We start from the raw sequence: 20725 nt of genomic DNA on the forward strand, positions 1-20725 counted from the left end.
CACCTAGATAAAGTTGATATGGGCAGGTTGCTGCGCCGTTAATTTGTCGAGATATTGATTGACCGCTTCCATCCGGCAATTTTTACGGCATTGGCCTATGTCCAGTTCCTGGGTGATGTATTGCCAGTTTTGCTGTCTTTTCTCGCCTTCCCAGATTTCTTGGAACGACTGTTGATGGATATTGCCGTAAGCGAAGCGTTTATCGGTCAGATAGGCGCTGCAACCGTAAACTTCGCCGTCGGCCATAATGTAGGCCCAGAAATACGGGGTGGCGTGACAGGTTTTATAGCGTTCAGTCTCGGATGTGGAATAGTTTTTCATACTCTGTTCGCGAAAAATCACGTTAAAGCTGTCGCTGTTGAATGTTTCCAGCTCTTCGGCCATACCCAGCAGATTGTCGTAACGCAGGCTTTCGTAGCGGCGGGTTTCGCTGGACAGATGCTGGGAATAGGGTTTGACCACCAGATAATCCAGGCCGATGTCGCGGCAGATGGCCGCCAGCGCCGTCACTTCCTCCCGGTTTTCCGGGAGCAGCAGGATTTGCGCGCCCAGAGTGCATGACAATTGCTCGGCTTTTTTATGAGCGACGGCCCGGCGCAGATTGTTCAGCACCAAATCGAAGTCCGAAGCTTTGGTCTGATGAATCGCGGCATAATTCTCGGCGCTGCCGGCATTCAAGGACACCTTGATCCACGACACCAACGGCAGCGACTGCTCGACAAAACGCGAGTTCATCAAGGTGCCGTTAGTGGTGAAGGAGACGTCAATGCCGGCGTCGACGGTCAGCCTGACGATCTCGTTGATCTCCTTATGCAACATCGGTTCGCCTTCACCGGCGTACATGATGCTCTTAACGCCCAACCGGCCCATTTCGGCCAGACGATCGGCCAGAATTTTTACGTCCAGCCGTTGCGCCTTGTAGCCGATATAATCGACCGCGCAAAATGTGCAACGGTGATTGCAGGCGCCGACCGGCGATACCTCCATATAGATGGGATACACGGCTTTGGCGTGCTGCCAGTCGTGCTTACTGTCCAACCACTGCGCCACTCGCTGCGGGTGATACACCAGTTTGTGGCTGTCTACGCCGTAATTATCTGCCATGTTTTTGTCGTTTTCAGTAACTCTAAATTTAAAAAGTTTATTTTATCGAACTCTTACAATGAACCTTCATAACTTCTCACTACTTTCGGGGCATAGGTCTCTAACCCGGGTCAATGCAGGACTGAAGCCTGATTGCTTATTTCAAACTCTGCTCATTACAAAGAAACATCGTAAAACTTACCTTTCTGATGCTTTTTCAATGACTTGAACTCTCTGAGTAACACCACACACCAAAGTATACGGTATGGTATCGGCACATCGGGCAATTTCTTCAACCGGCAAGCCCTCGCCCCACAAGGTCACCAAGTCACCGGGCTTTGCATGCCCCTCAGTTTCCAGATCGACTGTAATCATATCCATTGAAACCCTGCCAATAAGCGGGACGCGGCGGCCATTAACCAGCACCGGCGTTCCGACTTTGGCATAACGGGGATAACCGTCGCCATAACCTATCGCCACAACGCCCAGTGTTGTAGGCTTCTCACAGATCCAGCTGCCGCCGTAACCGACTGTATCGCCCACTTCGATTTGCTTGACCGCAATTAACCGTGAATGCAGTTCCATAACCGGCCTCAGCCCCAGCTGTCGGCCTGTTGAATCAGGAAATGGCGATATGCCGTGCAGCATAACACCGGGGCGCACCCAATCGGTTAACGATTGTTCCCAACCCAATATACCTGCCGAGTTAGCCATGCTCCGCTCACCGGAATACCCGCTAATCGTTTCATTGAATAGATTGATTTGCCTTAAGGTTTTATCGTCATTGATGTCGTCGGCACTGGCAAAATGCGTCATCAGACTGATCGGCTGTTTTACTAAAGCGCACTGCGTTAAACGCTGATAGACAGAATCAAACTCTTTTGCCTTAAAACCCAGCCGGTTCATGCCGGAGTCGAGCTTTAACCAAACCGCACAAGTCCCGGATTTTGTTTCGGCTTCAAAAATTTCCAACTGGGTTAAGGAGTGCACCACGGCATCCAGTTGGTAATGCAGCAATTCGTCTAACTCTTCGGCGCAGGTAAATCCTTCTAACACGGCAATCCTGTGTTTGAATCCCGCTTTACGCAACCGAATGCCTTCATCAACTCTGGCGACGGCAAAGGCATCGGCCTGTTGCAAGGCTTCGGCAATACGCAGCATGCCATGTCCGTAACCGTTGGCCTTGATGACCGCCATAACCTTGGCATCCGGCGCACAGCTGCGTACTTTGGATAAGTTATGCTGAACCGCATCCAGATTGACTACCGCATAAGCTGCCGGGGTCATTCATAATCCCCGCCGGTATAGGTTCCCGCAAAATTCTCAAACCGGGTATATTGCCCCAGAAAGGTGAGCCTGACGGTTCCCAGCGGGCCGTTACGCTGCTTGCCGATGATGACCTCGGCGATGCCTTTGTCCGGGCTGTCTTCGTTATACACTTCGTCCCGATACACGAACACGATCAAATCGGCGTCCTGCTCGATAGCGCCGGATTCCCGTAAGTCGGACATCATCGGGCGTTTATTGGGGCGTTGTTCAAGATTACGGTTAAGCTGGGATAATGCCACCACGGGGACGTTCAACTCCTTGGCCAGCGCCTTTAAGCCCCTGGAAATATCGGAAATCTGCTGTACCCTGTTTTCACCGCTGGAAGGCGATTGCATGAGTTGCAAATAATCCAATACGATCAGGCCCAGCTGGCCGTGCTCACGCGCCAATCGCCGGGCTCTTGAACGCACTTCGGTCGGTGTTAATGCCGGGGTATCGTCGATGAATAATTTGGTTTCGGCCAGCAAATTGATGGCCGAGGTCAAGCGCGGCCACTCATCATCCTCCAGCTTGCCGGTTCTGATTTTATGTTGGTCGATACGACCTAGCGACGACATCATCCGCATCGCCAGCGAGTCTCCCGGCATTTCCATACTGAATACCGCGACCGGTTTATCGCCTTTAATCGCGATATTTTCCGCCATATTCATCGCAATAGTGGTTTTGCCCATCGAAGGTCGACCGGCCACGATAATTAAGTCGGCCGGTTGCAGGCCGGAGGTCAATTCATCAAAATCAGTAAATCCTGTGGCCGCTCCGGTTATAGAGCCCTCCTGTTCAAACAGCGTTTCAATCTTATCGACGGCGCGTGCCAGCAGGGACTTGATGGTTGAAAAACCACCCTGCCCCCGCTGCCTTTGTTCGGCGATTTTAAATACTTCACGCTCGGCGTTTTCAAGCAAATCGGCGGTCTCGCGGCCTTCTGTATTGAACGCAGAATCCGAAATCTCGGTGCCGACATGAATCAATTGCCGCAGCACCGATCGATCTCTGACGATATTGGCGTAAGTGACGATATTCGCGGCGCTGGGCGTGTCTTTTGCCAGCATGCCTAAATAAGATAGTCCGCCGGAATTTTCCAGCTCCCCTATCGCTTCCAGCGCTTCCGATATGGTAATCACATCGAAAGGAATCTGTTTTTCGGCGAGTTGCTCAATCGTCTTGAAAATCAGTCGGTGATCTCTTCGATAAAAATCGCTTTCCACCACCTTGTCTGACACGGAATCCCAGGTTTGATTATCCAGCATTAATCCGCCCAAAACCGATTGTTCGGCCTGAATGGAGTTGGGAGGAATTTTTAAAGAATCCAGCGAATAATCACGATCAAACGAATAATTTTCAGACATAGTTCACAGTGATAAAGACATTAATCATAAAATACTTCCAAAAAAGTCCAGCAAGATTATTAAAGAAGATACAACACAAGGGGAGTAATGTGAGGAACGGTGTCAAGCATCTGAATTGATTGCACTCTGCATGCAGGCGAATTATTATAATCTAATCAATATGATTCAACATTTATTGAGCGACATCAACCCTGTTGCACAATAACTATAGAATACCGTGTAAGATTATAAACTAACTTACGCCCACTAATCTCGATACTCTTATCAACAAATAAATCAGCGGAAATATAATATCCGTTAATTTTCGCGCCGTGGGATAGCCTTGCCTTACAAGAGCCACATCTGATTATTCCATAATCAGATGTGGCTCACTCTATTCAAAAATTCCCAGCAATAGTAGAATCAAACTGCGTCCAGTTGACGGTAGAATGCGTATTTTTCCTCGTTTTTATTACCGACAAACTACTAACCTACTGATTTTAAATGCAACGACCTTCGAATCTGGAATTAAATGAATATTTTTTTATATCACCATGTAGCCGGATTAGCTCGCCACGTTTTTTTAATGTCTACAATCAGTTTGGTTTGCTATTCAGGTAATGCACTGGCTCAGGCAACTGAAATTCAAGAATTGAGGTTGGAAGTTGAAGCGCTTAAAAAACGGGTGCAAGAATTACAATCAACCAACCCCGTCAAAGCCCCTAACGTAAAAACAAAAAAAGTCACCGGTAATCCATGGCATGCGTTACAAGTAAACATATCAAAAGCTGAGGTCACTTCACTACTCGGAAAACCCGGTAAAATTCATAAGTGGAAAACAGGCGAGGCATGGTACTTCCCGAATTCTAAAGGTGGCGAGGTTGATTTCGACGCAAATGATAAAGTATCCGGTTGGTTGGAACCATAAACCATTAGACTTACCTTACATGCAAATTCAACGCTGAAGGCGGCTACTAAATTTTTATATACGATTAATATAGCTTTCGAGATTGCCTTACACCCAACTTGCCAAACCAGGAGAAAGCCATTTTTGATACCATTAAAAAGCAAGATTAACCGCGCGAAACAATATTTTTTTCGCCTCTTTGGGGCGCTTCTTGACCGGCACTTTTTTAACACTCCGCCAGCCGTTTCCTTACTTCCCTCAAGATCACATTTTAATGCCAAGTAGCTAAACTGTTTCCCCCGCATTACTAAGAGGAATGGCATTTCAGATGAAAGACAACATATAGCGCCGATCATCTCATACAAGCAACCAGCCACTACCCAACATTCCTGTTTCTTTATTCATCGAACAGATTATGACAAACTATATAGAAGGCATGTTTTTTGACAGGGGGGGATACCCAGGCTTGACGCAAAAGTGATTTGAATAAGAGTTTTATTGTGGACAAACAGCATAGCGCCATTGAGTATCGATGCATGCAAACTACCTAACAGTCCTATGTATCTCACAGCAATAGGACCAAGTTACTCGCTTAGCATGGAACAAATATATGATATTGTCAGTACCGGTTACATCAAAGTGGGTCCATCCATCCTCACCCGGAGATATGGTCTGTACATTGACTTAATTGACTACCAGCCTTGTTTATTTATCACATATTCCAAAATACAATGCCCGATAACTTATCCGCACTCATTGTAGAAAACATAAAAGCAGACATACCACCGCTATTTTTTACCATATCGCCATCCAAACAATTATTGAACAGGATTATTTACCTCATTCAGCATCTGTCTTTCAAACTCGCTATCTACCTTCCAATATTTTTGAACGAAAAATGGCAGGCAAAATACCTATTTTGATGACCGAAAAAATTGACTGCACATCAAAAGATTTTTATGAGCGGTCACTTACAGCCCATAAAAAGAACTAATCTAGCCGACCCGACCCAGAACACGCAGGTCATAAGCACTGCCACTATACAAAGATTATTAGGCATGGATAACGCAGTAATATTCTATAATACGCAGTTATGGAGACATAAAAATACCTCCCACTAGGCTTTAGTAGTTGTATTGCTGAATATTTTGTTACTGAATGGAGAAATCGATAAACATTGAGTTGGCAAGGTCTTATAGTAGCCCGCCAAATTGAATAGATGGATATAAGAAAACGTTTAGCCTCTCTATCACAGTCTACATGATTTTTTATAATGACTATAATCCAGATTAAAATCTGGAGTTATGTATTTAAGATTAGGATTTGAATTTTATAAATTCAGCCCCTAATCATAAACGCAATATTTCAGGTTTTAGAGGCTGATTATAATATTTAAAATTATTTTTTGCAGTCGAAAAACTGAATTAATCTTCTATCGTAGCGGTAGGTCTATCAACAAGCTCTACATAAGCCATCGGCGCATCATCACCGGGTCTAAATCCGCACTTCATAATACGCAAATATCCACCCGCTCTATTCTTGTAGCGAGGACCTAGCTCATTGAAAAGCTTAGTGACTACGTCACGATCACGCAACCGAGCGAAAGCAAGACGTCTTTTAGCGACGCTATCTTCTTTAGACAAAGTAATTAATGGCTCAGCATAGCTTCTTAATTCTTTGGCTTTTGGTAAAGTTGTTTTTATTAATTCATGTTTGAATAATGAACTAACCATGTTACTAAATAGCGCCTTGCGATGGCTGCTATTCATATTGAATTTTCTTCCGGATTTACGATGTCTCATTGTAAGAAGACCTAATGTTAGTGTGTTATTGCGTGAGTTTGATCTGCAAGGTTTTCAGGAGGCCAGTTTTCCAACCGCATACCTAAAGATAAACCTTTTAAAGCAAGAATGTCTTTTATTTCTGTTAAGGACTTTTTGCCAAGATTCGGAGTTTTTAATAACTCAACTTCAGTACGTTGAATTAAGTCTCCAATATAAAAAATATTCTCGGCTTTTAAGCAGTTAGCAGAACGTACTGTTAACTCAAGATCATCTACTGGGCGAAGAAGAACGGGATCGAATATTTCTTCGACTTCAACTTCTTCCTCAGCAAGCTGATCATTTACTTTTTCAAAATCAACGAATACAGATAACTGATCATGAAGTATCGTGGCAGCAAGCTTAATAGTCTCTTCTGGGTCAACTGTTCCGTTTGTTTCCAGTTCGATTACTAATTTGTCTAAATTAGTACGCTGCTCAACACGAGTACTTTCAACCTGATAAGCAACTTTGACTATCGGGCTATATGAAGCATCAAGCTGAAGCGCTCCAACAACAAGGCTATGCTCGGAATTTAATTTACGAACACTTACTGGTTCGTAACCTCTTCCGCGACGCACCCTGATCTTCATATTTAAAACGCCAACCTGTGTCAGATTAGCGATTACCAAATCAGGATTAATAATTTCCACATCATGCGGAAGTATAATATCGGCGGCGGTAACACAACCCGCCCCATGCTTTGAAAGAGTAAGTTCAACTTCATCTTTAGAATGAAGCACAACCGCTAATTTTTTAAGATTCAGCAAAATATCAATCACATCTTCTTGAACACCCTCTATAGTGGTGTACTCATGAAGAACGCCTTCAATTTCAACGTCTGTAACTGCGCATCCAGGAATTGTAGACAACAACACTCGGCGCAATGCATTACCAATAGAATGACCAAATCCTCTTTCAAGAGGTTCAATAACAATCTTAGAATGATTAGGTGTTTTGCTTACAACCTCAACTAATCGGGGCTTCAGCAAGCCAGAAATAGAATTCTGCATTTATATCCCTCAAAACTACGATTATTTAGAGTAAAGCTCAACTACCAACTGCTCATTTATATCACTACCCAAATCTACACGATCTGGCAGAGAGCTAAAAGTACCTGACATTGATTTAGAATTAACTTCAACCCAAGAAGGGAATCCATACTGCTCAGTTACAACTAAAGCATCAACAATTCTTTGTTGCTTTTTCGCTTTCTCTCTAACGGTAAGAACATCACCTGGAGAAACCTGATAAGAAGGGACGTTGATCAAAACATTATTCACCTGAATAGATTTATGACTAACCAACTGACGAGCTTCTGCCCGAGTCGAAGCAAAACCCATACGGTACACAACGTTATCTAATCTTGACTCTAAAAGATTTAACAAATTCTGACCTGTTGCACCTTTCTTCAAATCTGCCGTTTTATAGTAGTTTCTGAATTGTTTTTCTAAAATGCCGTATATTCTGCGTAAGCGCTGCTTAGCTCTCAACTGAATAGCGTAATCCGAACTTCTTGCGCGCTTAGTACCATGCTGACCAGGGCGCTGATCTAATTTACACTTATTTTCTAAAGACTTCCCTCTGCTTTTTAAAAACAGATCGGTGCCTTCTCTTCGACTTAATTTACAGGTAGGCCCAAGATATCTTGCCATAACAAACTACTCCAGATTTTTATACGCGGCGTTTTTTCGGCGGACGACATCCATTATGAGGAATTGGCGTCACATCAACAATATTATTTATTTTGAATCCCAAATTATTCAGAGAACGCACTGCAGATTCGCGCCCCGGACCAGGACCTTTAATCATGACATCAAGGTTTTTCATGCCAAACTCCAAAGCAACAGAACCCGCCTTTTCAGCCGCGACTTGCGCAGCGAATGGCGTGCTTTTTCTGGACCCACGAAAACCAGATCCTCCTGATGTTGCCCAAGAAAGAGCATTACCTTTTCTATCTGTGATAGTTATGATCGTATTATTAAAAGAAGCATGTACATGCACTATGCCATCAGCAACTTCTTTTTTTATACGTTTTCTAGAACGATTTTGACTCGCCATTTACTTCAACCTCTTAAAGGAATATCTTATTTTCTAATTGCCTTACGCGGGCCTTTTCGAGTACGAGCATTAGTTCTCGTTCTCTGCCCTCTTAAAGGCAATCCTCTACGATGTCTTATTCCGCGATAGCAACCCAGATCCATCAAACGCTTGATATTCATTGAAACTTCACGACGCAGATCACCTTCCACTGTCATCTTCGAAACCACATTACGAATGGCTTCTAATTGCTCTTCAGTCAGCTCTTTTATTTTAATCGAAGGCGTTATACCCACTTCAACACAAATTTCACTTGCAGTTTGACGACCAACACCATAAATAGCAGTCAACGCAATCACCGCATGTTTATGATCTGGTATATTTATCCCGGCAATACGCGCCATCTAGATACTCCCCTTGATATTGCTCTAAAGTTAAGCGCCAAATTATAACATGTATAAAAAATGACGCAACAATTATTATCCTTGTCGTTGCTTATGTTTTCCGTCTTCACAGATAACCCTGACAACACCATTTCTTTTTACAACTTTACATTTTCTACAAATCTTTTTTACAGAGGCACGAACTTTCACAACTAACTCCTAGACTGCTCTTGTGCAATAATTTATTTTTTTAGATTGGCTTTTTTCATTAAGCCATCATACTGCTGGGACATAACATGAGTTTGCATCTGAGAGATGAAATCCATTACAACCACTACAATAATCAATAAAGATGTTCCTCCAAAATAAAATGGAACATTCCAGTAAACAATCAAAAACTCAGGCAATAAACATACAAGTGTAATATAAAATGCGCCAGTTAATGTTAGTCGGGTCATCACTTTATCGATATAAGAACTCGTTTGAAGACCAGGCCTTATTCCAGGTAAAAATGCACCCGATTTCTTTAAATTTTCAGCAGTTTCTTTTGAATTAAACACCAAAGCGGTATAAAAGAAACAAAAGAAAACAATAGCCGTCGCATAAAAAATAACGTAAACAGGCTGACCAGGAGACAACATGGTGGCGACGTCCTGAAGCCAAGTAAAGCCTTCGCTATTTCCAAACCATCCGGCAATAGTCGCAGGAAATAAAATTATACTGGATGCAAAGATAGGCGGTATTACACCAGCCATATTAAGCTTTAAAGGCAAAAAACTACTTTGCCCAGCATACATCTTACGGCCTTGTTGCCTTTTAGGGTAATTAATAAGAATCCTTCTCTGCCCTCTCTCAACAAAAACCACCAACGCGGTTACGGAAATTGATAACAAAAACAATAATATGATAAATGCCCCATTCATTTCACCGGTTCTTGCCAACTCTAAAGTACCGCCAATTGCTTTTGGCAAGCCAGAAACTATACCCGCAAAGATGATGAGAGAAATACCATTACCAATTCCCCGCTCTGTAACTTGCTCACCCAGCCACATCAAAAAAACAGTACCGGCAACCAAAGTAACGGTTGTAATAACGATAAAACTCATACCTGGACTCAAGACCACAGAAAGCCCACCAGCCGTTTGATTTTGCAATGCTAGAGAAATACCAATCGCCTGAAAAGTCGCTAAAACGACAGTACCAAATCGAGTGTACTGTGAAATCTTACGCCGACCCGACTCCCCCTCTTTTTTTAGCTGCTCCATTGCAGGAATAACAACTGTCATCAATTGCATAATAATTGATGCTGAAATATAAGGCATTATGCCCAATGCAAATAAGCTTAAACGCATCAAAGCACCACCCGAGAACATGTTAAACATATCCAAGATTGATCCGCTTTGCTGCTCAAACATTACAGCAAGTGCCTTAGGATCTATTCCAGGCACAGGAATATGGGCACCGACTCTGTATACAAAAAAAGCTCCCAAAACAAAAAGCAACCTAGCTTTAAGCTCTGAAAAACCGCCGACCTTCCCAGACACCTGCGCTCTTGATGTACTCACTTAAACCTCTACTTTGCCGCCAGCAGCTTCAATAGATTCTTTGGCACCACCGGTTACTTTTATTCCTTTAATCGTAACAGCCTTACTCAACACACCAGACTTTATTATTTTAGCTTTCTTTGTAAACGCAGGAACAATATTGGCGTCAATCAGCGTCTTAAGATCAATTACATCAGCATTTAAACCATCGAGCTCGTTCAGCCTAACCTCGGCCGAATATTTGCTAATTAATGAAGTGAATCCAATCTTAGGTAATCGACGCTGCAAAGGCATCTGACCACCTTCGAAACCAACTTTATGAAAGCCGCCACTACGAGCCTTTTGCCCTTTATGCCCTCTTCCACAAGTCTTACCAAGCGTGCAGCCAATACCCCGACCTACTCGTTTAGATTTTTTTCGAGCCCCTTCACTTGAACGGATTGTATTTAAAAACATTACACTTCCTCGAATTTTAGCATGTACGATACTTTGTTTATCATACCGCGGTTTTCAGGCGTATTGAGCACCACAACCGTCTGGTTGATTTTACGCAATCCCAAACCTTTTAGACAGGCTTGGTGACGTGGTAAACGTCCAAATCTGCTTTTTATCATCGTAACACTTATTTCATTGCTAGCCATTACTACTACCCAATAATCTGTTCAACTGATAAGCCGCGTTTTGCAGCTATTTGGTTAGCACTATGCATTCCCGTAAGACCATTAATAGTTGCCCTAACGACATTAATAGGATTACTAGTTCCGATGCATTTAGCTAATACGTTATGAACTCCAACTACTTCAAATACCGCTCTCATTGCCCCACCAGCAATAATGCCTGTACCTTCCGAAGCGGGCTGCATATAAACTTTAGCAGCTCCAGTTGTATTCATAATAGGATATTGCAACGTGTCGCCTTTCAAAGAAACTTTACGCATATTTTTACGCGCTTGCTCCAAAGACTTCTGGATTGCAATAGGCACTTCGCGGGCTTTGCTAACACCGTATCCAACTCGACCCTCACCATCACCAACTACTGTTAGCGCTGTGAAGCCAAAAACCCTACCGCCTTTTACAACTTTTGCAACACGCCTTACATTAACTAACTTTTCTTGCAAACCATCTGCACTAACCTGAGAAGGTGCTGTAGACATTTTATTCCCCTAAAATTTCAAACCGGCTTCACGTGCCGCATCAGCCAATGCCTTAACGCGACCATGATATTTAAATCCTGAACGATCAAAAGCAACTTCGGAAACCCCAGCAGCAATTGCTTTTTGTGCAATAAATTTCCCTACCTCAGCTGCAGCGATTACATTTCCAGTGTTTTTTAATGTCGATTTAATTTCAGCCTGAGTTGTTGATGCACTTGCTAAAGTCGTCGTTCCATCAGCACTAATAACTTGAGCGTAAATATGTTGCGAAGTTTTGTGAATTGACAATCGTGTTGTGCTTAATTTCTTAATTTTGCTACGCAATTTTAATGCGCGCTTCATACGAGCTTGTTTCTTATCCATTTCGCTACCTTACTTCTTCTTAGCTTCTTTTCTTGCAACATGTTCATCAGCGTATCTGACACCCTTACCTTTGTATGGCTCAGGTGGACGATATGCTCTAATTTTCGCAGCAACTTCACCTACCAACTGCTTGTCGCTTCCCTTAATTAATATTTCCGTTTGACTAGGCGTTTCAACAAAAACGCCAGCCGGAACTTCAAAATCAACTGGATGGGAAAAACCAAGGGCTAGATTGAGTATATTTCCCTTAGCCTGCGCTCTATAGCCCACGCCAATCAGGGTTAATTTCTTTTCAAAACCTGCGGAGACACCAATAACCATGTTGCTTACGATTGCTCTAGCTGTTCCAGCTTGAGCAGTAGCTTTTTTATCATCTTTATCCCACTGAACCTGAATTACGTTATCCGTAATACCAAGACTAACAGCTGAATTAATATCATAAGATAATTGACCATTGCTTCCTTTTACGGTCACATTATTACCCTCTAGCTTTATATCCACACCACTTGGGATAATTACTGGAGCCTTAGCAATTCTTGACATAACCTGACCTACACTTTAACAAACAGTACAAATGACTTCACCGCCATGTCCAATTGAACGAGCAGCTCTATCGGTCATAACACCATTCGATGTTGATACGATAGCAATCCCTAGCCCGCCAAGAACTTTTGGCAATTCATCCTTAGATTTATAAATACGTAAACCAGGTTTACTAATTCTTTTAATATTTTCAATTACAGGAGCTCCCTTATAGTACTTCAACTCAATAGTCATTTCTGTATGACTGCCGACTGTTTCCATAGAATAACCTGTTATAAAACCTTCTTCTTTTAACACCTTGGCAATAGACACTTTCAATTTTGACGAAGGCTGCTTAACGATTTTTTTGCCAGCAGATTGACCGTTTCTGATTCGGGTCAGCATATCTGCGACTGGGTCTGTCATACTCATCTTATAATCTCTCTAAACTTGATCTAAAAGATCTTACCAACTTGCCTTTACCAAGCCTGGCACATCGCCACGCATTGTTGCTTCTCTTAGCTTATTTCGACTAAGGCCAAACTTACGGTAATAACCATGCGGACGTCCGGTTAAATTACAACGGTTACGAACTCTTGATGCACTAGAGTCTCTCGGTAATTTTTGAAGTTGTAAATGAGCAGATTCTTTATCTTCAAATGTGGCACTCGGATCTCTGATAATTTCTTTCAAAGATTTACGTTTGACATCATATTTTTGTACTAATTTTTTACGCTTGTCTTCTCGCGCAATCATTGATTTTTTTGCCATTTTAACGCGCCCTTTAGTTCTTAAATGGAAAATTAAAAAGCTTCAACAAAGCCAAACCTTCTTCGTTAGTTTGAGCCGTTGTTGTGATAGTTATATCCATGCCGCGCAACGTGTCAATTTTGTCATAATCAATTTCCGGGAAAATGATTTGCTCTTTAACACCCATAGAATAATTACCACGCCCATCAAAGCTTTTAGGGCTCAATCCTCTAAAATCACGGATTCGAGGAATAGAAATACTTATTAAACGATCTAAAAATTCATACATCCTATCGCTACGCAAAGTAACCTTGCAACCTATTGGCATATCGTCACGAATTTTAAAACCCGCGATTGATTTTCTTGCCAGCGTAACAACTGGTTTTTGACCGGAAATTTTTTCCATGTCGCTAACTGCGGATTGCAAGACTTTTTTATCAGCAACGGCACCACCAACACCCATATTGAGTGTTATTTTTGTAATTCGCGGCGCCTGCATAACAGAGTTATAAGCAAATTGCTCTACTAATGCTGGAAGGATTTTTTCTTTATATACGGTTTCTAGTCTAGCCATGATTTTTATCTACACCTATACATCAACAACTTCATTTGTTGACTTAAAATATCTGACTTTTTTTCCATCTTCTAGAAACTTAAAGCCGACACGATCCGCTTTCTTGGTCTCAGGATTATATAATCCTATATTGGAAATATTAATCGGCATATCCTTGACAATAATTCCACCTGAAACACCAGCATTTGGATTTGGTTTTTGGTTCTTTTTAACCTGGTTGATTCCCTCAACTAAAACCTTATTATCCTTTAAAACCTTGCTTACCCTACCACTTTTACCTTTATCCTTACCGGTACGAACGATAACTTCATCGCCTTGCTTAATTCTTTGCATTTTTAAACCCTACCTTATAAAACTTCAGGAGCTAACGAGATGATTTTCATAAATCTCTCGCCTCTGAGCTCACGTGTTACAGGGCCGAAAATGCGTGTACCAAGTGGCTGTAAATTATTATTCAGAATAACTGCTGCGTTACCATCAAAGCGGATAACTGAACCATCCGGTCTGCGAACGCCTTTACGAGTCCTAACAACCAATGCGTTATAAACTTCGCCTTTTTTAACCCTTCCTCGTGGTATAGCGTCTTTAATACTGACCTTGATGATATCACCAATGCCTGCATAGCGCCTATGAGACCCACCCAACACTTTGATACACATGACCCTTTTTGCACCGCTATTATCGGCGACGTCAAGGTTAGTTTGCATCTGAATCATGATTTATTCCTAATTATCTGTTTATTAAATAGCCTAGTGATGCTATTTGTTGGCGCTTTCTAAGACCTGAACCAACATGAAGGTTTTATTCTTAGACATAGGTCTGCATGATGTAATCGATACTACGTCGCCTTCATGGCAAATATTTTGTTCATCATGAGCCATCATTTTAGTTGAACGCTTAATGTATTTACCGTAAACAGGGTGCTTTACAACTCGCTCAACCAAAACTGTAATGGTTTTGTTCATTTTATTACTAACAACCCGACCAGTGATAGTCCGCAATTTAGGTACATTTTCACTCATTTTATGCGCTCGCCATTTCGTTTAATATGGTATGGATACGTGCCACATCACGCCTAACCTTTTTCACTTGATCCGGTTTAGACAGCTGACCTGTACCTTTTTGCATTTTAAGATTAAATTGTTCACGCGACAATTCGAGCAACATTGATCCTAATTCGTCTTTAGATTTTTGGCGTAATTCACTTACTTTCATTACATTATTGTCCGAGCAGTAAAAAGTGTTTTCAAAGGTAACTTGGCAGCACCTAAAGCAAATGCTTCACGAGCCAACTCCTCAGAAACACCCTGTATTTCATACAACATAGTTCCAGGCTTAACCTGAGCAACCCAGTATTCTACACTACCTTTTCCTTTTCCCATACGAACTTCTAATGGTTTTTTGGTAATTGGCTTGTCTGGGAAGATTCTAATCCATATTTTACCGCCACGCTTGACATGCCGGGTAATAGTTCTACGGGCTGATTCAATTTGACGAGCAGTAAGTCTGCCACGCTCGACTGATTTAAGGCCAAAATCACCAAAACTTACTGATGAGCCACGTACGGCAGTACCGTTATTTCTGCCTTTATGTTGTTTACGGAACTTGGTTCTTTTAGGTTGAAGCATTTTCTCTATCCCTTCAACTATTTTTTAGATTCTGAATTAATGGAGGCTATATGAGCATCCATATCGAATACCTCACCTTTGAATATCCACACCTTAATGCCGATAATTCCGTAGGTAGTATGTGCTTCAGCGGTTGCGTAATCAATGTCTGCCCGTAATGTATGCAGAGGAACCCGTCCCTCCCTATACCATTCGCTTCTAGCAATTTCAGCGCCATTTAACCGACCGCCAACATTGATCTTTATACCTTCAGCACCTAATCGCATTGTATTAGTTACAGCGCGCTTCATTGCTCGACGATACATAATTCTTTTTTCGAGTTGCTGAGCAACACCTTCAGCAACTAACTGGGCATCCAGCTCAGGCTTTCTAATCTCTTCAACATTAAGCTGCACAGGAATGCCCATTATCTTCGACACTGCCTGTCTTAACGCTTCAATATCTTCGCCCTTTTTACCAATTACAATACCTGGCCTTGCCGTATGTATTGTAATATGCGCATTATTCGGTGGACGGTTAATCTGAATACGACTTACAGAAGCATGAGCTAATTTTTTCTTGATATAGTCTCTGACTGTCAAGTCTTGGTGCAGGAAAACAGAATAATCCTGACTACTCGCATACCATCTTGAATTCCAATCTTTTACAATACCAAGGCGTATACCTGTTGGATGTACCTTTTGACCCATTTTCTGCCCCTACTCGTATTCTGCGACTTTAACTGTAATATGGCAGGTTCTTTTAAGGATATGATTTGCACGTCCTTTAGCTCTTGCCTTGAATCTTTTCATGGTCGCCCCTTCATTTACATAAACGGTTGACACTTTTAATTCGTCAATATCTGCACTTTCATTATGTTCCGCATTAGCGATAGCAGATTCAAGAATTTTTTTTATAATCGCAGCAGCTTTTTTTGAGCTAAACTTCAATAAGTTTAGCGCCTTTTCAACTGGCAAGCCACGAATCTGATCGCCTACTAACCGCGCCTTTTGCGCAGACAGCGGAGCATTTTTTAATTTTGCTGAAACTTCCATAACACAACCTATCTAGATTTCTTATCAGCCACGTGGCCTTTATATGTGCGAGTTGGCGAAAACTCACCTAATTTATGCCCGACCATATTCTCAGAAATAAGAACAGGTATGTGCAGGCGTCCATTATGGATTGCTATAGTCAAACCCAGCATATCAGGAATAATCATTGATCTTCTTGACCATGTTTTAATCGGTTTCCGATTATTAGTACTTACAGCATCTTCAACTTTTTTCAGCAGATGATGATCAATAAAAGGACCTTTTTTAATTGAACGCGGCACGCTAATTCCTCTCTATTTAAGCTTACGACGCCTGATAATCATATTATCAGTACGTTTGTTATTTCTGGTTTTATAGCCTTTGGTTGGCATGCCCCAGGGTGATACCGGATGTCTACCGCCAGATGTTCGGCCTTCACCACCACCATGCGGATGGTCAACCGGATTCATTACAACACCACGCACAGTAGGTCGAACACCTCGCCATCTTGAAGCACCAGCCTTTCCAAGAGATATCAAGCTATGTTCTGAATTTGAAACCTCACCAATTACGGCGCGACAATCAGCCATAACTTTACGCATTTCACCAGATCGTAATCTAAGGGTTGCATGAGCGCCATCTTTAGCTACCAATTGTACAGATGTACCGGCACTTCGCGCAACTTGAGCACCTTTGCCCGGTTTCAATTCCACGCAATGAACCGTCGTACCCATTGGTATGTTTCTCAACGGCATACAGTTACCCGGCTTAATAGCCGTAGTTTCCGAAGAAAGAACTTCCTGCCCAACTTCAAGACCCTTAGGGGCAATGATGTATTTTCTCTCACCATCTTTAAATAAGATCAAAGCGATATTAGCGGTTCTGTTTGGGTCATATTCAAGACGCTCAACAACAGCAGGAATATCGACTTTATTTCTTTTAAAATCAATGATCCGGTAGTGCTGCTTATGACCACCACCTATATGGCGCGTTGTTATACGCCCATTATTATTACGCCCGCCACTTTTGCTCTTTTTACTAAGCAAAGGCGCATATGGCTTGCCTTTATGCAAATCATCATTTTTGATCCGCACTACAAACCGTGAACCCGGTGACGTCGGTTTAGACTTTACAATAGCCATGCTTTCTACCGTTTCCTATTGATCTTTTAAAACTTAAATTATTAAGCAGCAGAGAAATCTATATCATGACCGGGCTTTAGTTTTACATAAGCCTTTTTCCAATCAGATCGCTGTCCCAATGAGCCGCCAAATCTTTTCTGTTTGCCTTTAACGTTTAAAACTTGAACTGAATCAACCTCAACGCTAAACATTAGTTCCACTGCACTCTTTACTTGTTTTTTAGTTGCATGTTTCTGCACTTTAAAAACAAATTGATTATTTTTTTCTGCAGCAATAGTGCTCTTCTCAGACACAATCGGAGCCTGTAGCACACCTGCTAAGTGGTATTTATTTAAACTCACGCCAAGCGCTCCTCTATTTGCTTCAACGCACCAGGTGTAGCAATAACTTTATCGGCCGAAACCAATAAAACTGGGCTTAAATTAATAGCCTCAATCACCTCTACATAAGGTATGTTTCTTGACGCCAAAGCTAAATTTGCATCCACATTCTCGACTACAATCAGAATGCGTTTTGCGTCAATATTTTTTATTCTTGCATTTAATTCTTTGGTTTTGGGACTGGAAGGCAAAATATCATTACTAACCACCAACCGATTCTGCCTAAGTAACTCAGACAAAATTGACCGAACACCAACCCGAAACATTTTTTTATTTAGCTTTTGCTCATAATTTCTTGGCCTTGCAGCAAAAGCAACACCACCCGTTCTCCATACCGGGCTACGTGTTGTACCAGATCTTGCTCGACCCGTTCCTTTTTGTCTCCATGGCTTTGCACCACCACCGCTCACATCAGAGCGCGTCTTCTGAGCTTTAGTTCCGGCACGAGCGCCTGCCAGATGCCTAACAACTAATTGGTGAACTAAAGTTTCATTAAATGACTGCCCAAAAATAGCCTCTGCTACTTCTAAGCTTCCAGAAGAGTCTTGTTCGTTTAAAGCAGGTATTTGCAAACTCATAGCCTAACCTTTATTCCGCATTTTCATAGCGGGCGTAATAACTACATCACCGCCTTTAGCACCAGGCACAGCGCCTTTTACTAAAATTAAATTTCTTGCTGTATCAATTGAATGAATAGTCAGATTCTGAACTGTAACTTTTTCAGCCCCCATATGACCCTCCATTTTCTTGCCTTTAAATACACGTCCAGGCGTTTGACACATACCGATAGAACCCAAAACCCTATGTGAACGTGAGTTACCATGAGTTGCATCTTGCATACTGAAATTGTGACGCTTTATGCCACCAGCAAAACCTTTACCAATACTTTTACCCTGAACATCAACAACTTGACCGGCAGAAAAAACATCTAAAGACAATTGAGAGCCAACAGATAAATCCTCACCCTCACCATCTTCGAGCCTAAACTCCCACAGGCCACGTCCAGCTGTCACATTAGCTGCTGCGTAATGACCTGCCATTGCTTTATTGACTCTAGAAGATTTTTTATCGCCCGCTGCTACTTGAATCGAACGATACCCATCAACTTCAATACCTTTAACCTGAGTAACTCTGTTTGAGTCAATCTGGAGTACAGTAACTGGTACTGACGAACCATCTTCACAAAAAACTCTGGTCATACCACATTTACGACCTATAAGACCTATTGACATCTGCCAATTCCCCTGCTTCTTAATTCAATTTTATTTGAACATCAACACCAGCTGCAAGATCCAACTTCATCAATGCATCTACGGTTTTTTCTGTTGGTTCAACGATATCCAATAATCTTTTATACGTTCTCAACTCATATTGATCTCTCGCATCTTTATTAACATGCGGAGAAATCAAAATAGTGAAACGCTCTTTTTTAGTAGGCAATGGAATAGGACCCTTAACTTGAGCACCCGTTCTTCTTGCTGTTTCTACTATCTCACCAGCCGATTGATCAATCAATTTATGATCAAATGATTTCAAACGGATTCTGATAGTTTGATTAGACATATATATTACTCGATTATTGATGCAACGACGCCCGCACCTACTGTACGACCACCTTCACGGATTGCAAAACGCAAACCATCTTCCATGGCGATCGGTGAAATCAGCTTTACTTTGACTGAAATATTATCGCCAGGCATAACCATTTCAACACCTTCCGGCAACTCGACAGCACCTGTCACGTCAGTTGTTCTGAAATAGAACTGCGGACGATAGCCATTGAAGAATGGAGTATGACGACCACCTTCATCTTTAGACAAGATATAAATTTCTGAGTTGAAGTATGAATGCGGCTTAATCGTGCCCTTGTGCGCCAATACCTGACCACGCTCGACATCATCTCTTTTTGTTCCTCTCAGAAGGATACCGACATTGTCGCCAGCCTGACCCTGATCCAGTAATTTACGGAACATTTCTACACCGGTACAGGTTGTTGATACGGTAGGCTTAATGCCGACAATTTCAATTTCCTGGCCAACTTTAACAATGCCTCGCTCAATACGACCGGTCACTACGGTGCCACGACCGGAAATTGAGAATACATCTTCAATCGGCATCAGGAATGCACCATCTACCGCTCTTTCCGGCAAAGGAATGTAACTATCTAATGCATCAACCAATCTGATTACTGAAGGAACGCCGATTTCACTGGTATCACCTTCCAATGCTTTTAAAGCCGAACCAACAATAATAGGCGTATCATCACCTGGAAATTCATACATATCCAGCAGCTCACGAATTTCCATTTCAACCAATTCGATCAGCTCTGCATCATCAACCATGTCCGCTTTATTCAGGAACACCACAACGTAAGGCACACCCACCTGTCTTGATAACAGGATATGCTCTCTTGTTTGCGGCATTGGGCCATCAGCTGCCGAACATACCAAAATAGCGCCATCCATTTGCGCCGCACCGGTAATCATATTTTTTACGTAATCAGCATGGCCCGGGCAGTCAACGTGCGCATAATGGCGTGTTGCTGATTCATATTCGACGTGCGATGTTGATATAGTAATACCACGCGCACGCTCTTCAGGTGCATTATCAATCTGATCAAAGGCTTTAACTTCTCCACCTTGGAGCTCAGCCATTACTTTTGTTAAAGCAGCAGTTAAAGTAGTTTTACCATGATCGACGTGACCGATTGTGCCGACGTTTACGTGGGGCTTGCTACGTGAAAATTTTTCTTTGGCCATGAGTTAATAC

33 protein-coding genes are annotated in these 20725 nt (G+C 42.3%); 1 reads left to right on the forward strand and 32 read right to left on the reverse strand.

From position 1 onward, the window contains the following. Positions 1–3: 3 nt before the first annotated feature. From METTU_RS06210 to dnaB, 3 genes are all read right to left on the reverse strand, one after another. A complete protein-coding gene (locus tag METTU_RS06210) occupies positions 4–1104 on the reverse strand; it encodes a radical SAM/SPASM domain-containing protein (protein WP_006890459.1) in 1101 nt (366 codons plus the stop codon). Positions 1105–1281: 177 nt separating this feature from the next. After that, positions 1282–2370, reverse strand: coding sequence for an alanine racemase (alr, locus tag METTU_RS06215; RefSeq protein ID WP_006890460.1), 1089 nt, complete (start codon positions 2368–2370; stop codon positions 1282–1284). Continuing rightward, positions 2367–3758, reverse strand: coding sequence for a replicative DNA helicase (dnaB, locus tag METTU_RS06220; RefSeq protein ID WP_006890461.1), 1392 nt, complete (start codon positions 3756–3758; stop codon positions 2367–2369). The genes alr and dnaB overlap by 4 nt, the downstream gene beginning before the upstream one ends. Positions 3759–4269: 511 nt before the next feature. Here dnaB and METTU_RS06225 point away from each other — a divergent pair. After that, on the forward strand, positions 4270–4665 hold the full coding sequence (locus METTU_RS06225) for a coiled-coil domain-containing protein (RefSeq protein ID WP_006890462.1): 396 nt from the start codon (positions 4270–4272) through the stop codon (positions 4663–4665). A 1403-nt stretch (positions 4666–6068) separates the two neighbouring features. Here the strand turns inward: METTU_RS06225 and rplQ are convergent. The 29 genes from rplQ to tuf form a co-directional block, all read right to left on the reverse strand. Continuing rightward, on the reverse strand, positions 6069–6446 hold the full coding sequence (gene rplQ, locus METTU_RS06235) for a 50S ribosomal protein L17 (RefSeq protein ID WP_006890464.1): 378 nt from the start codon (positions 6444–6446) through the stop codon (positions 6069–6071). Positions 6447–6463: 17 nt separating this feature from the next. Next, positions 6464–7477, reverse strand: coding sequence for a DNA-directed RNA polymerase subunit alpha (locus METTU_RS06240; RefSeq protein ID WP_006890465.1), 1014 nt, complete (start codon positions 7475–7477; stop codon positions 6464–6466). 21 nt (positions 7478–7498) lie between these two features. Continuing rightward, the gene (rpsD, locus tag METTU_RS06245; protein ID WP_006890466.1) at positions 7499–8119 is read right to left on the reverse strand and encodes a 30S ribosomal protein S4; all 621 of its coding nucleotides are present in this window, start codon (positions 8117–8119) and stop codon (positions 7499–7501) included. 19 nt (positions 8120–8138) lie between these two features. Continuing rightward, a complete protein-coding gene (gene rpsK, locus METTU_RS06250) occupies positions 8139–8525 on the reverse strand; it encodes a 30S ribosomal protein S11 (RefSeq protein ID WP_006890467.1) in 387 nt (128 codons plus the stop codon). Positions 8526–8551: 26 nt separating this feature from the next. Further along, a complete protein-coding gene (gene rpsM / locus METTU_RS06255) occupies positions 8552–8908 on the reverse strand; it encodes a 30S ribosomal protein S13 (protein ID WP_006890468.1) in 357 nt (118 codons plus the stop codon). Between the two features lie 75 nt (positions 8909–8983). Further along, positions 8984–9097: a 50S ribosomal protein L36 gene (rpmJ, locus tag METTU_RS22260; RefSeq protein ID WP_081466878.1), complete on the reverse strand. Its 114-nt coding sequence runs from the start codon at positions 9095–9097 to the stop codon at positions 8984–8986. Positions 9098–9129: 32 nt separating this feature from the next. Beyond that, a complete protein-coding gene (secY, locus tag METTU_RS06260) occupies positions 9130–10452 on the reverse strand; it encodes a preprotein translocase subunit SecY (RefSeq protein ID WP_006890469.1) in 1323 nt (440 codons plus the stop codon). Further along, on the reverse strand, positions 10453–10887 hold the full coding sequence (gene rplO, locus METTU_RS06265; RefSeq protein WP_006890470.1) for a 50S ribosomal protein L15: 435 nt from the start codon (positions 10885–10887) through the stop codon (positions 10453–10455). Further along, the gene (gene rpmD, locus METTU_RS06270; RefSeq protein WP_006890471.1) at positions 10887–11072 is read right to left on the reverse strand and encodes a 50S ribosomal protein L30; all 186 of its coding nucleotides are present in this window, start codon (positions 11070–11072) and stop codon (positions 10887–10889) included. The genes rplO and rpmD overlap by 1 nt, the downstream gene beginning before the upstream one ends. A gap of 5 nt (positions 11073–11077) precedes the next feature. Beyond that, a complete protein-coding gene (gene rpsE / locus METTU_RS06275; protein ID WP_006890472.1) occupies positions 11078–11584 on the reverse strand; it encodes a 30S ribosomal protein S5 in 507 nt (168 codons plus the stop codon). A gap of 9 nt (positions 11585–11593) precedes the next feature. Then, the gene (gene rplR / locus METTU_RS06280; protein WP_006890473.1) at positions 11594–11947 is read right to left on the reverse strand and encodes a 50S ribosomal protein L18; all 354 of its coding nucleotides are present in this window, start codon (positions 11945–11947) and stop codon (positions 11594–11596) included. A gap of 9 nt (positions 11948–11956) precedes the next feature. Then, positions 11957–12490 carry a 50S ribosomal protein L6 gene (gene rplF, locus METTU_RS06285; RefSeq protein WP_006890474.1) on the reverse strand — a complete coding sequence of 178 codons (534 nt, stop codon included), beginning with the start codon at positions 12488–12490 and terminating at the stop codon, positions 11957–11959. A gap of 15 nt (positions 12491–12505) precedes the next feature. Continuing rightward, positions 12506–12901: a 30S ribosomal protein S8 gene (gene rpsH, locus METTU_RS06290; protein WP_006890475.1), complete on the reverse strand. Its 396-nt coding sequence runs from the start codon at positions 12899–12901 to the stop codon at positions 12506–12508. A gap of 33 nt (positions 12902–12934) precedes the next feature. Beyond that, positions 12935–13240, reverse strand: a complete 306-nt coding sequence (rpsN, locus tag METTU_RS22265; RefSeq protein ID WP_006890476.1) for a 30S ribosomal protein S14 — start codon at positions 13238–13240, stop codon at positions 12935–12937. Positions 13241–13253: 13 nt separating this feature from the next. Next, the gene (gene rplE / locus METTU_RS06295) at positions 13254–13793 is read right to left on the reverse strand and encodes a 50S ribosomal protein L5 (protein ID WP_006890477.1); all 540 of its coding nucleotides are present in this window, start codon (positions 13791–13793) and stop codon (positions 13254–13256) included. A 15-nt stretch (positions 13794–13808) separates the two neighbouring features. Further along, positions 13809–14126 (reverse strand): 50S ribosomal protein L24, encoded by a 318-nt coding sequence (gene rplX / locus METTU_RS06300; protein WP_006890478.1) that lies wholly within the window; start codon positions 14124–14126, stop codon positions 13809–13811. A 14-nt stretch (positions 14127–14140) separates the two neighbouring features. Further along, the gene (gene rplN, locus METTU_RS06305; protein ID WP_006890479.1) at positions 14141–14509 is read right to left on the reverse strand and encodes a 50S ribosomal protein L14; all 369 of its coding nucleotides are present in this window, start codon (positions 14507–14509) and stop codon (positions 14141–14143) included. Positions 14510–14551: 42 nt separating this feature from the next. Then, positions 14552–14815 (reverse strand): 30S ribosomal protein S17, encoded by a 264-nt coding sequence (gene rpsQ, locus METTU_RS06310; protein WP_006890480.1) that lies wholly within the window; start codon positions 14813–14815, stop codon positions 14552–14554. A 1-nt stretch (position 14816) separates the two neighbouring features. Continuing rightward, a complete protein-coding gene (gene rpmC, locus METTU_RS06315; protein WP_006890481.1) occupies positions 14817–15008 on the reverse strand; it encodes a 50S ribosomal protein L29 in 192 nt (63 codons plus the stop codon). Continuing rightward, positions 15008–15421 (reverse strand): 50S ribosomal protein L16, encoded by a 414-nt coding sequence (gene rplP, locus METTU_RS06320; protein WP_006890482.1) that lies wholly within the window; start codon positions 15419–15421, stop codon positions 15008–15010. The genes rpmC and rplP overlap by 1 nt, the downstream gene beginning before the upstream one ends. Before the next feature lie 17 nt (positions 15422–15438). Then, entirely contained in the window at positions 15439–16110 is a 672-nt protein-coding gene (gene rpsC / locus METTU_RS06325) for a 30S ribosomal protein S3 (protein ID WP_006890483.1), read from the reverse strand. Positions 16111–16119: 9 nt separating this feature from the next. Continuing rightward, a complete protein-coding gene (rplV, locus tag METTU_RS06330; RefSeq protein ID WP_006890484.1) occupies positions 16120–16455 on the reverse strand; it encodes a 50S ribosomal protein L22 in 336 nt (111 codons plus the stop codon). Positions 16456–16463: 8 nt separating this feature from the next. Next, a complete protein-coding gene (gene rpsS / locus METTU_RS22270; RefSeq protein ID WP_006890485.1) occupies positions 16464–16736 on the reverse strand; it encodes a 30S ribosomal protein S19 in 273 nt (90 codons plus the stop codon). Between the two features lie 12 nt (positions 16737–16748). Continuing rightward, entirely contained in the window at positions 16749–17576 is an 828-nt protein-coding gene (gene rplB / locus METTU_RS06335; RefSeq protein WP_006890486.1) for a 50S ribosomal protein L2, read from the reverse strand. 41 nt (positions 17577–17617) lie between these two features. Beyond that, a complete protein-coding gene (gene rplW / locus METTU_RS06340) occupies positions 17618–17917 on the reverse strand; it encodes a 50S ribosomal protein L23 (RefSeq protein WP_006890487.1) in 300 nt (99 codons plus the stop codon). After that, the gene (rplD, locus tag METTU_RS06345; RefSeq protein ID WP_006890488.1) at positions 17914–18534 is read right to left on the reverse strand and encodes a 50S ribosomal protein L4; all 621 of its coding nucleotides are present in this window, start codon (positions 18532–18534) and stop codon (positions 17914–17916) included. The genes rplW and rplD overlap by 4 nt, the downstream gene beginning before the upstream one ends. A gap of 3 nt (positions 18535–18537) precedes the next feature. Next, positions 18538–19188, reverse strand: coding sequence for a 50S ribosomal protein L3 (rplC, locus tag METTU_RS06350; protein WP_006890489.1), 651 nt, complete (start codon positions 19186–19188; stop codon positions 18538–18540). Positions 19189–19207: 19 nt separating this feature from the next. Next, a complete protein-coding gene (rpsJ, locus tag METTU_RS06355; RefSeq protein WP_006890490.1) occupies positions 19208–19519 on the reverse strand; it encodes a 30S ribosomal protein S10 in 312 nt (103 codons plus the stop codon). A gap of 5 nt (positions 19520–19524) precedes the next feature. Further along, on the reverse strand, positions 19525–20715 hold the full coding sequence (gene tuf, locus METTU_RS06360; protein ID WP_006890491.1) for an elongation factor Tu: 1191 nt from the start codon (positions 20713–20715) through the stop codon (positions 19525–19527). Positions 20716–20725 lie beyond the last annotated feature (10 nt).

The organism is Methylobacter tundripaludum SV96 (assembly GCF_000190755.2).
Lineage (GTDB): Bacteria > Pseudomonadota > Gammaproteobacteria > Methylococcales > Methylomonadaceae > Methylobacter_A > Methylobacter_A tundripaludum.

Bases quoted from the DNA above. Each gene is read 5' to 3' on its own strand.
- dnaB (WP_006890461.1), bottom strand. From the start codon at position 3,758: ATGTCTGAAAATTATTCGTTTGATCGTGATTATTCGCTGGATTCTTTA.
- rplB (WP_006890486.1), bottom strand. From the start codon at position 17,576: ATGGCTATTGTAAAGTCTAAACCGACGTCACCGGGTTCACGGTTTGTA.
- rplO (WP_006890470.1), bottom strand. From the start codon at position 10,887: ATGTTTTTAAATACAATCCGTTCAAGTGAAGGGGCTCGAAAAAAATCT.
- rplE (WP_006890477.1), bottom strand. From the start codon at position 13,793: ATGGCTAGACTAGAAACCGTATATAAAGAAAAAATCCTTCCAGCATTA.
- rplR (WP_006890473.1), bottom strand. From the start codon at position 11,947: ATGGATAAGAAACAAGCTCGTATGAAGCGCGCATTAAAATTGCGTAGC.
- rpmD (WP_006890471.1), bottom strand. From the start codon at position 11,072: ATGGCTAGCAATGAAATAAGTGTTACGATGATAAAAAGCAGATTTGGA.
- rpsH (WP_006890475.1), bottom strand. From the start codon at position 12,901: ATGAGTATGACAGACCCAGTCGCAGATATGCTGACCCGAATCAGAAAC.
- rpsK (WP_006890467.1), bottom strand. From the start codon at position 8,525: ATGGCGAGTCAAAATCGTTCTAGAAAACGTATAAAAAAAGAAGTTGCT.
- rpsE (WP_006890472.1), bottom strand. From the start codon at position 11,584: ATGTCTACAGCACCTTCTCAGGTTAGTGCAGATGGTTTGCAAGAAAAG.
- METTU_RS06240 (WP_006890465.1), bottom strand. From the start codon at position 7,477: ATGCAGAATTCTATTTCTGGCTTGCTGAAGCCCCGATTAGTTGAGGTT.
- rplP (WP_006890482.1), bottom strand. From the start codon at position 15,421: ATGCTTCAACCTAAAAGAACCAAGTTCCGTAAACAACATAAAGGCAGA.
- rpsJ (WP_006890490.1), bottom strand. From the start codon at position 19,519: ATGTCTAATCAAACTATCAGAATCCGTTTGAAATCATTTGATCATAAA.
- alr (WP_006890460.1), bottom strand. From the start codon at position 2,370: ATGACCCCGGCAGCTTATGCGGTAGTCAATCTGGATGCGGTTCAGCAT.
- rplD (WP_006890488.1), bottom strand. From the start codon at position 18,534: ATGAGTTTGCAAATACCTGCTTTAAACGAACAAGACTCTTCTGGAAGC.
- rplF (WP_006890474.1), bottom strand. From the start codon at position 12,490: ATGTCAAGAATTGCTAAGGCTCCAGTAATTATCCCAAGTGGTGTGGAT.
- rpsQ (WP_006890480.1), bottom strand. From the start codon at position 14,815: ATGAGTGAAAATGTACCTAAATTGCGGACTATCACTGGTCGGGTTGTT.
- rplX (WP_006890478.1), bottom strand. From the start codon at position 14,126: ATGCAAAGAATTAAGCAAGGCGATGAAGTTATCGTTCGTACCGGTAAG.
- METTU_RS06225 (WP_006890462.1), top strand. From the start codon at position 4,270: ATGAATATTTTTTTATATCACCATGTAGCCGGATTAGCTCGCCACGTT.
- rplC (WP_006890489.1), bottom strand. From the start codon at position 19,188: ATGTCAATAGGTCTTATAGGTCGTAAATGTGGTATGACCAGAGTTTTT.
- tuf (WP_006890491.1), bottom strand. From the start codon at position 20,715: ATGGCCAAAGAAAAATTTTCACGTAGCAAGCCCCACGTAAACGTCGGC.
- rpmC (WP_006890481.1), bottom strand. From the start codon at position 15,008: ATGAAAGTAAGTGAATTACGCCAAAAATCTAAAGACGAATTAGGATCA.
- rpsN (WP_006890476.1), bottom strand. From the start codon at position 13,240: ATGGCAAAAAAATCAATGATTGCGCGAGAAGACAAGCGTAAAAAATTA.
- rpsM (WP_006890468.1), bottom strand. From the start codon at position 8,908: ATGGCGCGTATTGCCGGGATAAATATACCAGATCATAAACATGCGGTG.
- METTU_RS06210 (WP_006890459.1), bottom strand. From the start codon at position 1,104: ATGGCAGATAATTACGGCGTAGACAGCCACAAACTGGTGTATCACCCG.
- rpsD (WP_006890466.1), bottom strand. From the start codon at position 8,119: ATGGCAAGATATCTTGGGCCTACCTGTAAATTAAGTCGAAGAGAAGGC.
- rpsC (WP_006890483.1), bottom strand. From the start codon at position 16,110: ATGGGTCAAAAGGTACATCCAACAGGTATACGCCTTGGTATTGTAAAA.
- rplN (WP_006890479.1), bottom strand. From the start codon at position 14,509: ATGATTCAGATGCAAACTAACCTTGACGTCGCCGATAATAGCGGTGCA.
- rplQ (WP_006890464.1), bottom strand. From the start codon at position 6,446: ATGAGACATCGTAAATCCGGAAGAAAATTCAATATGAATAGCAGCCAT.
- rplV (WP_006890484.1), bottom strand. From the start codon at position 16,455: ATGGAAGTTTCAGCAAAATTAAAAAATGCTCCGCTGTCTGCGCAAAAG.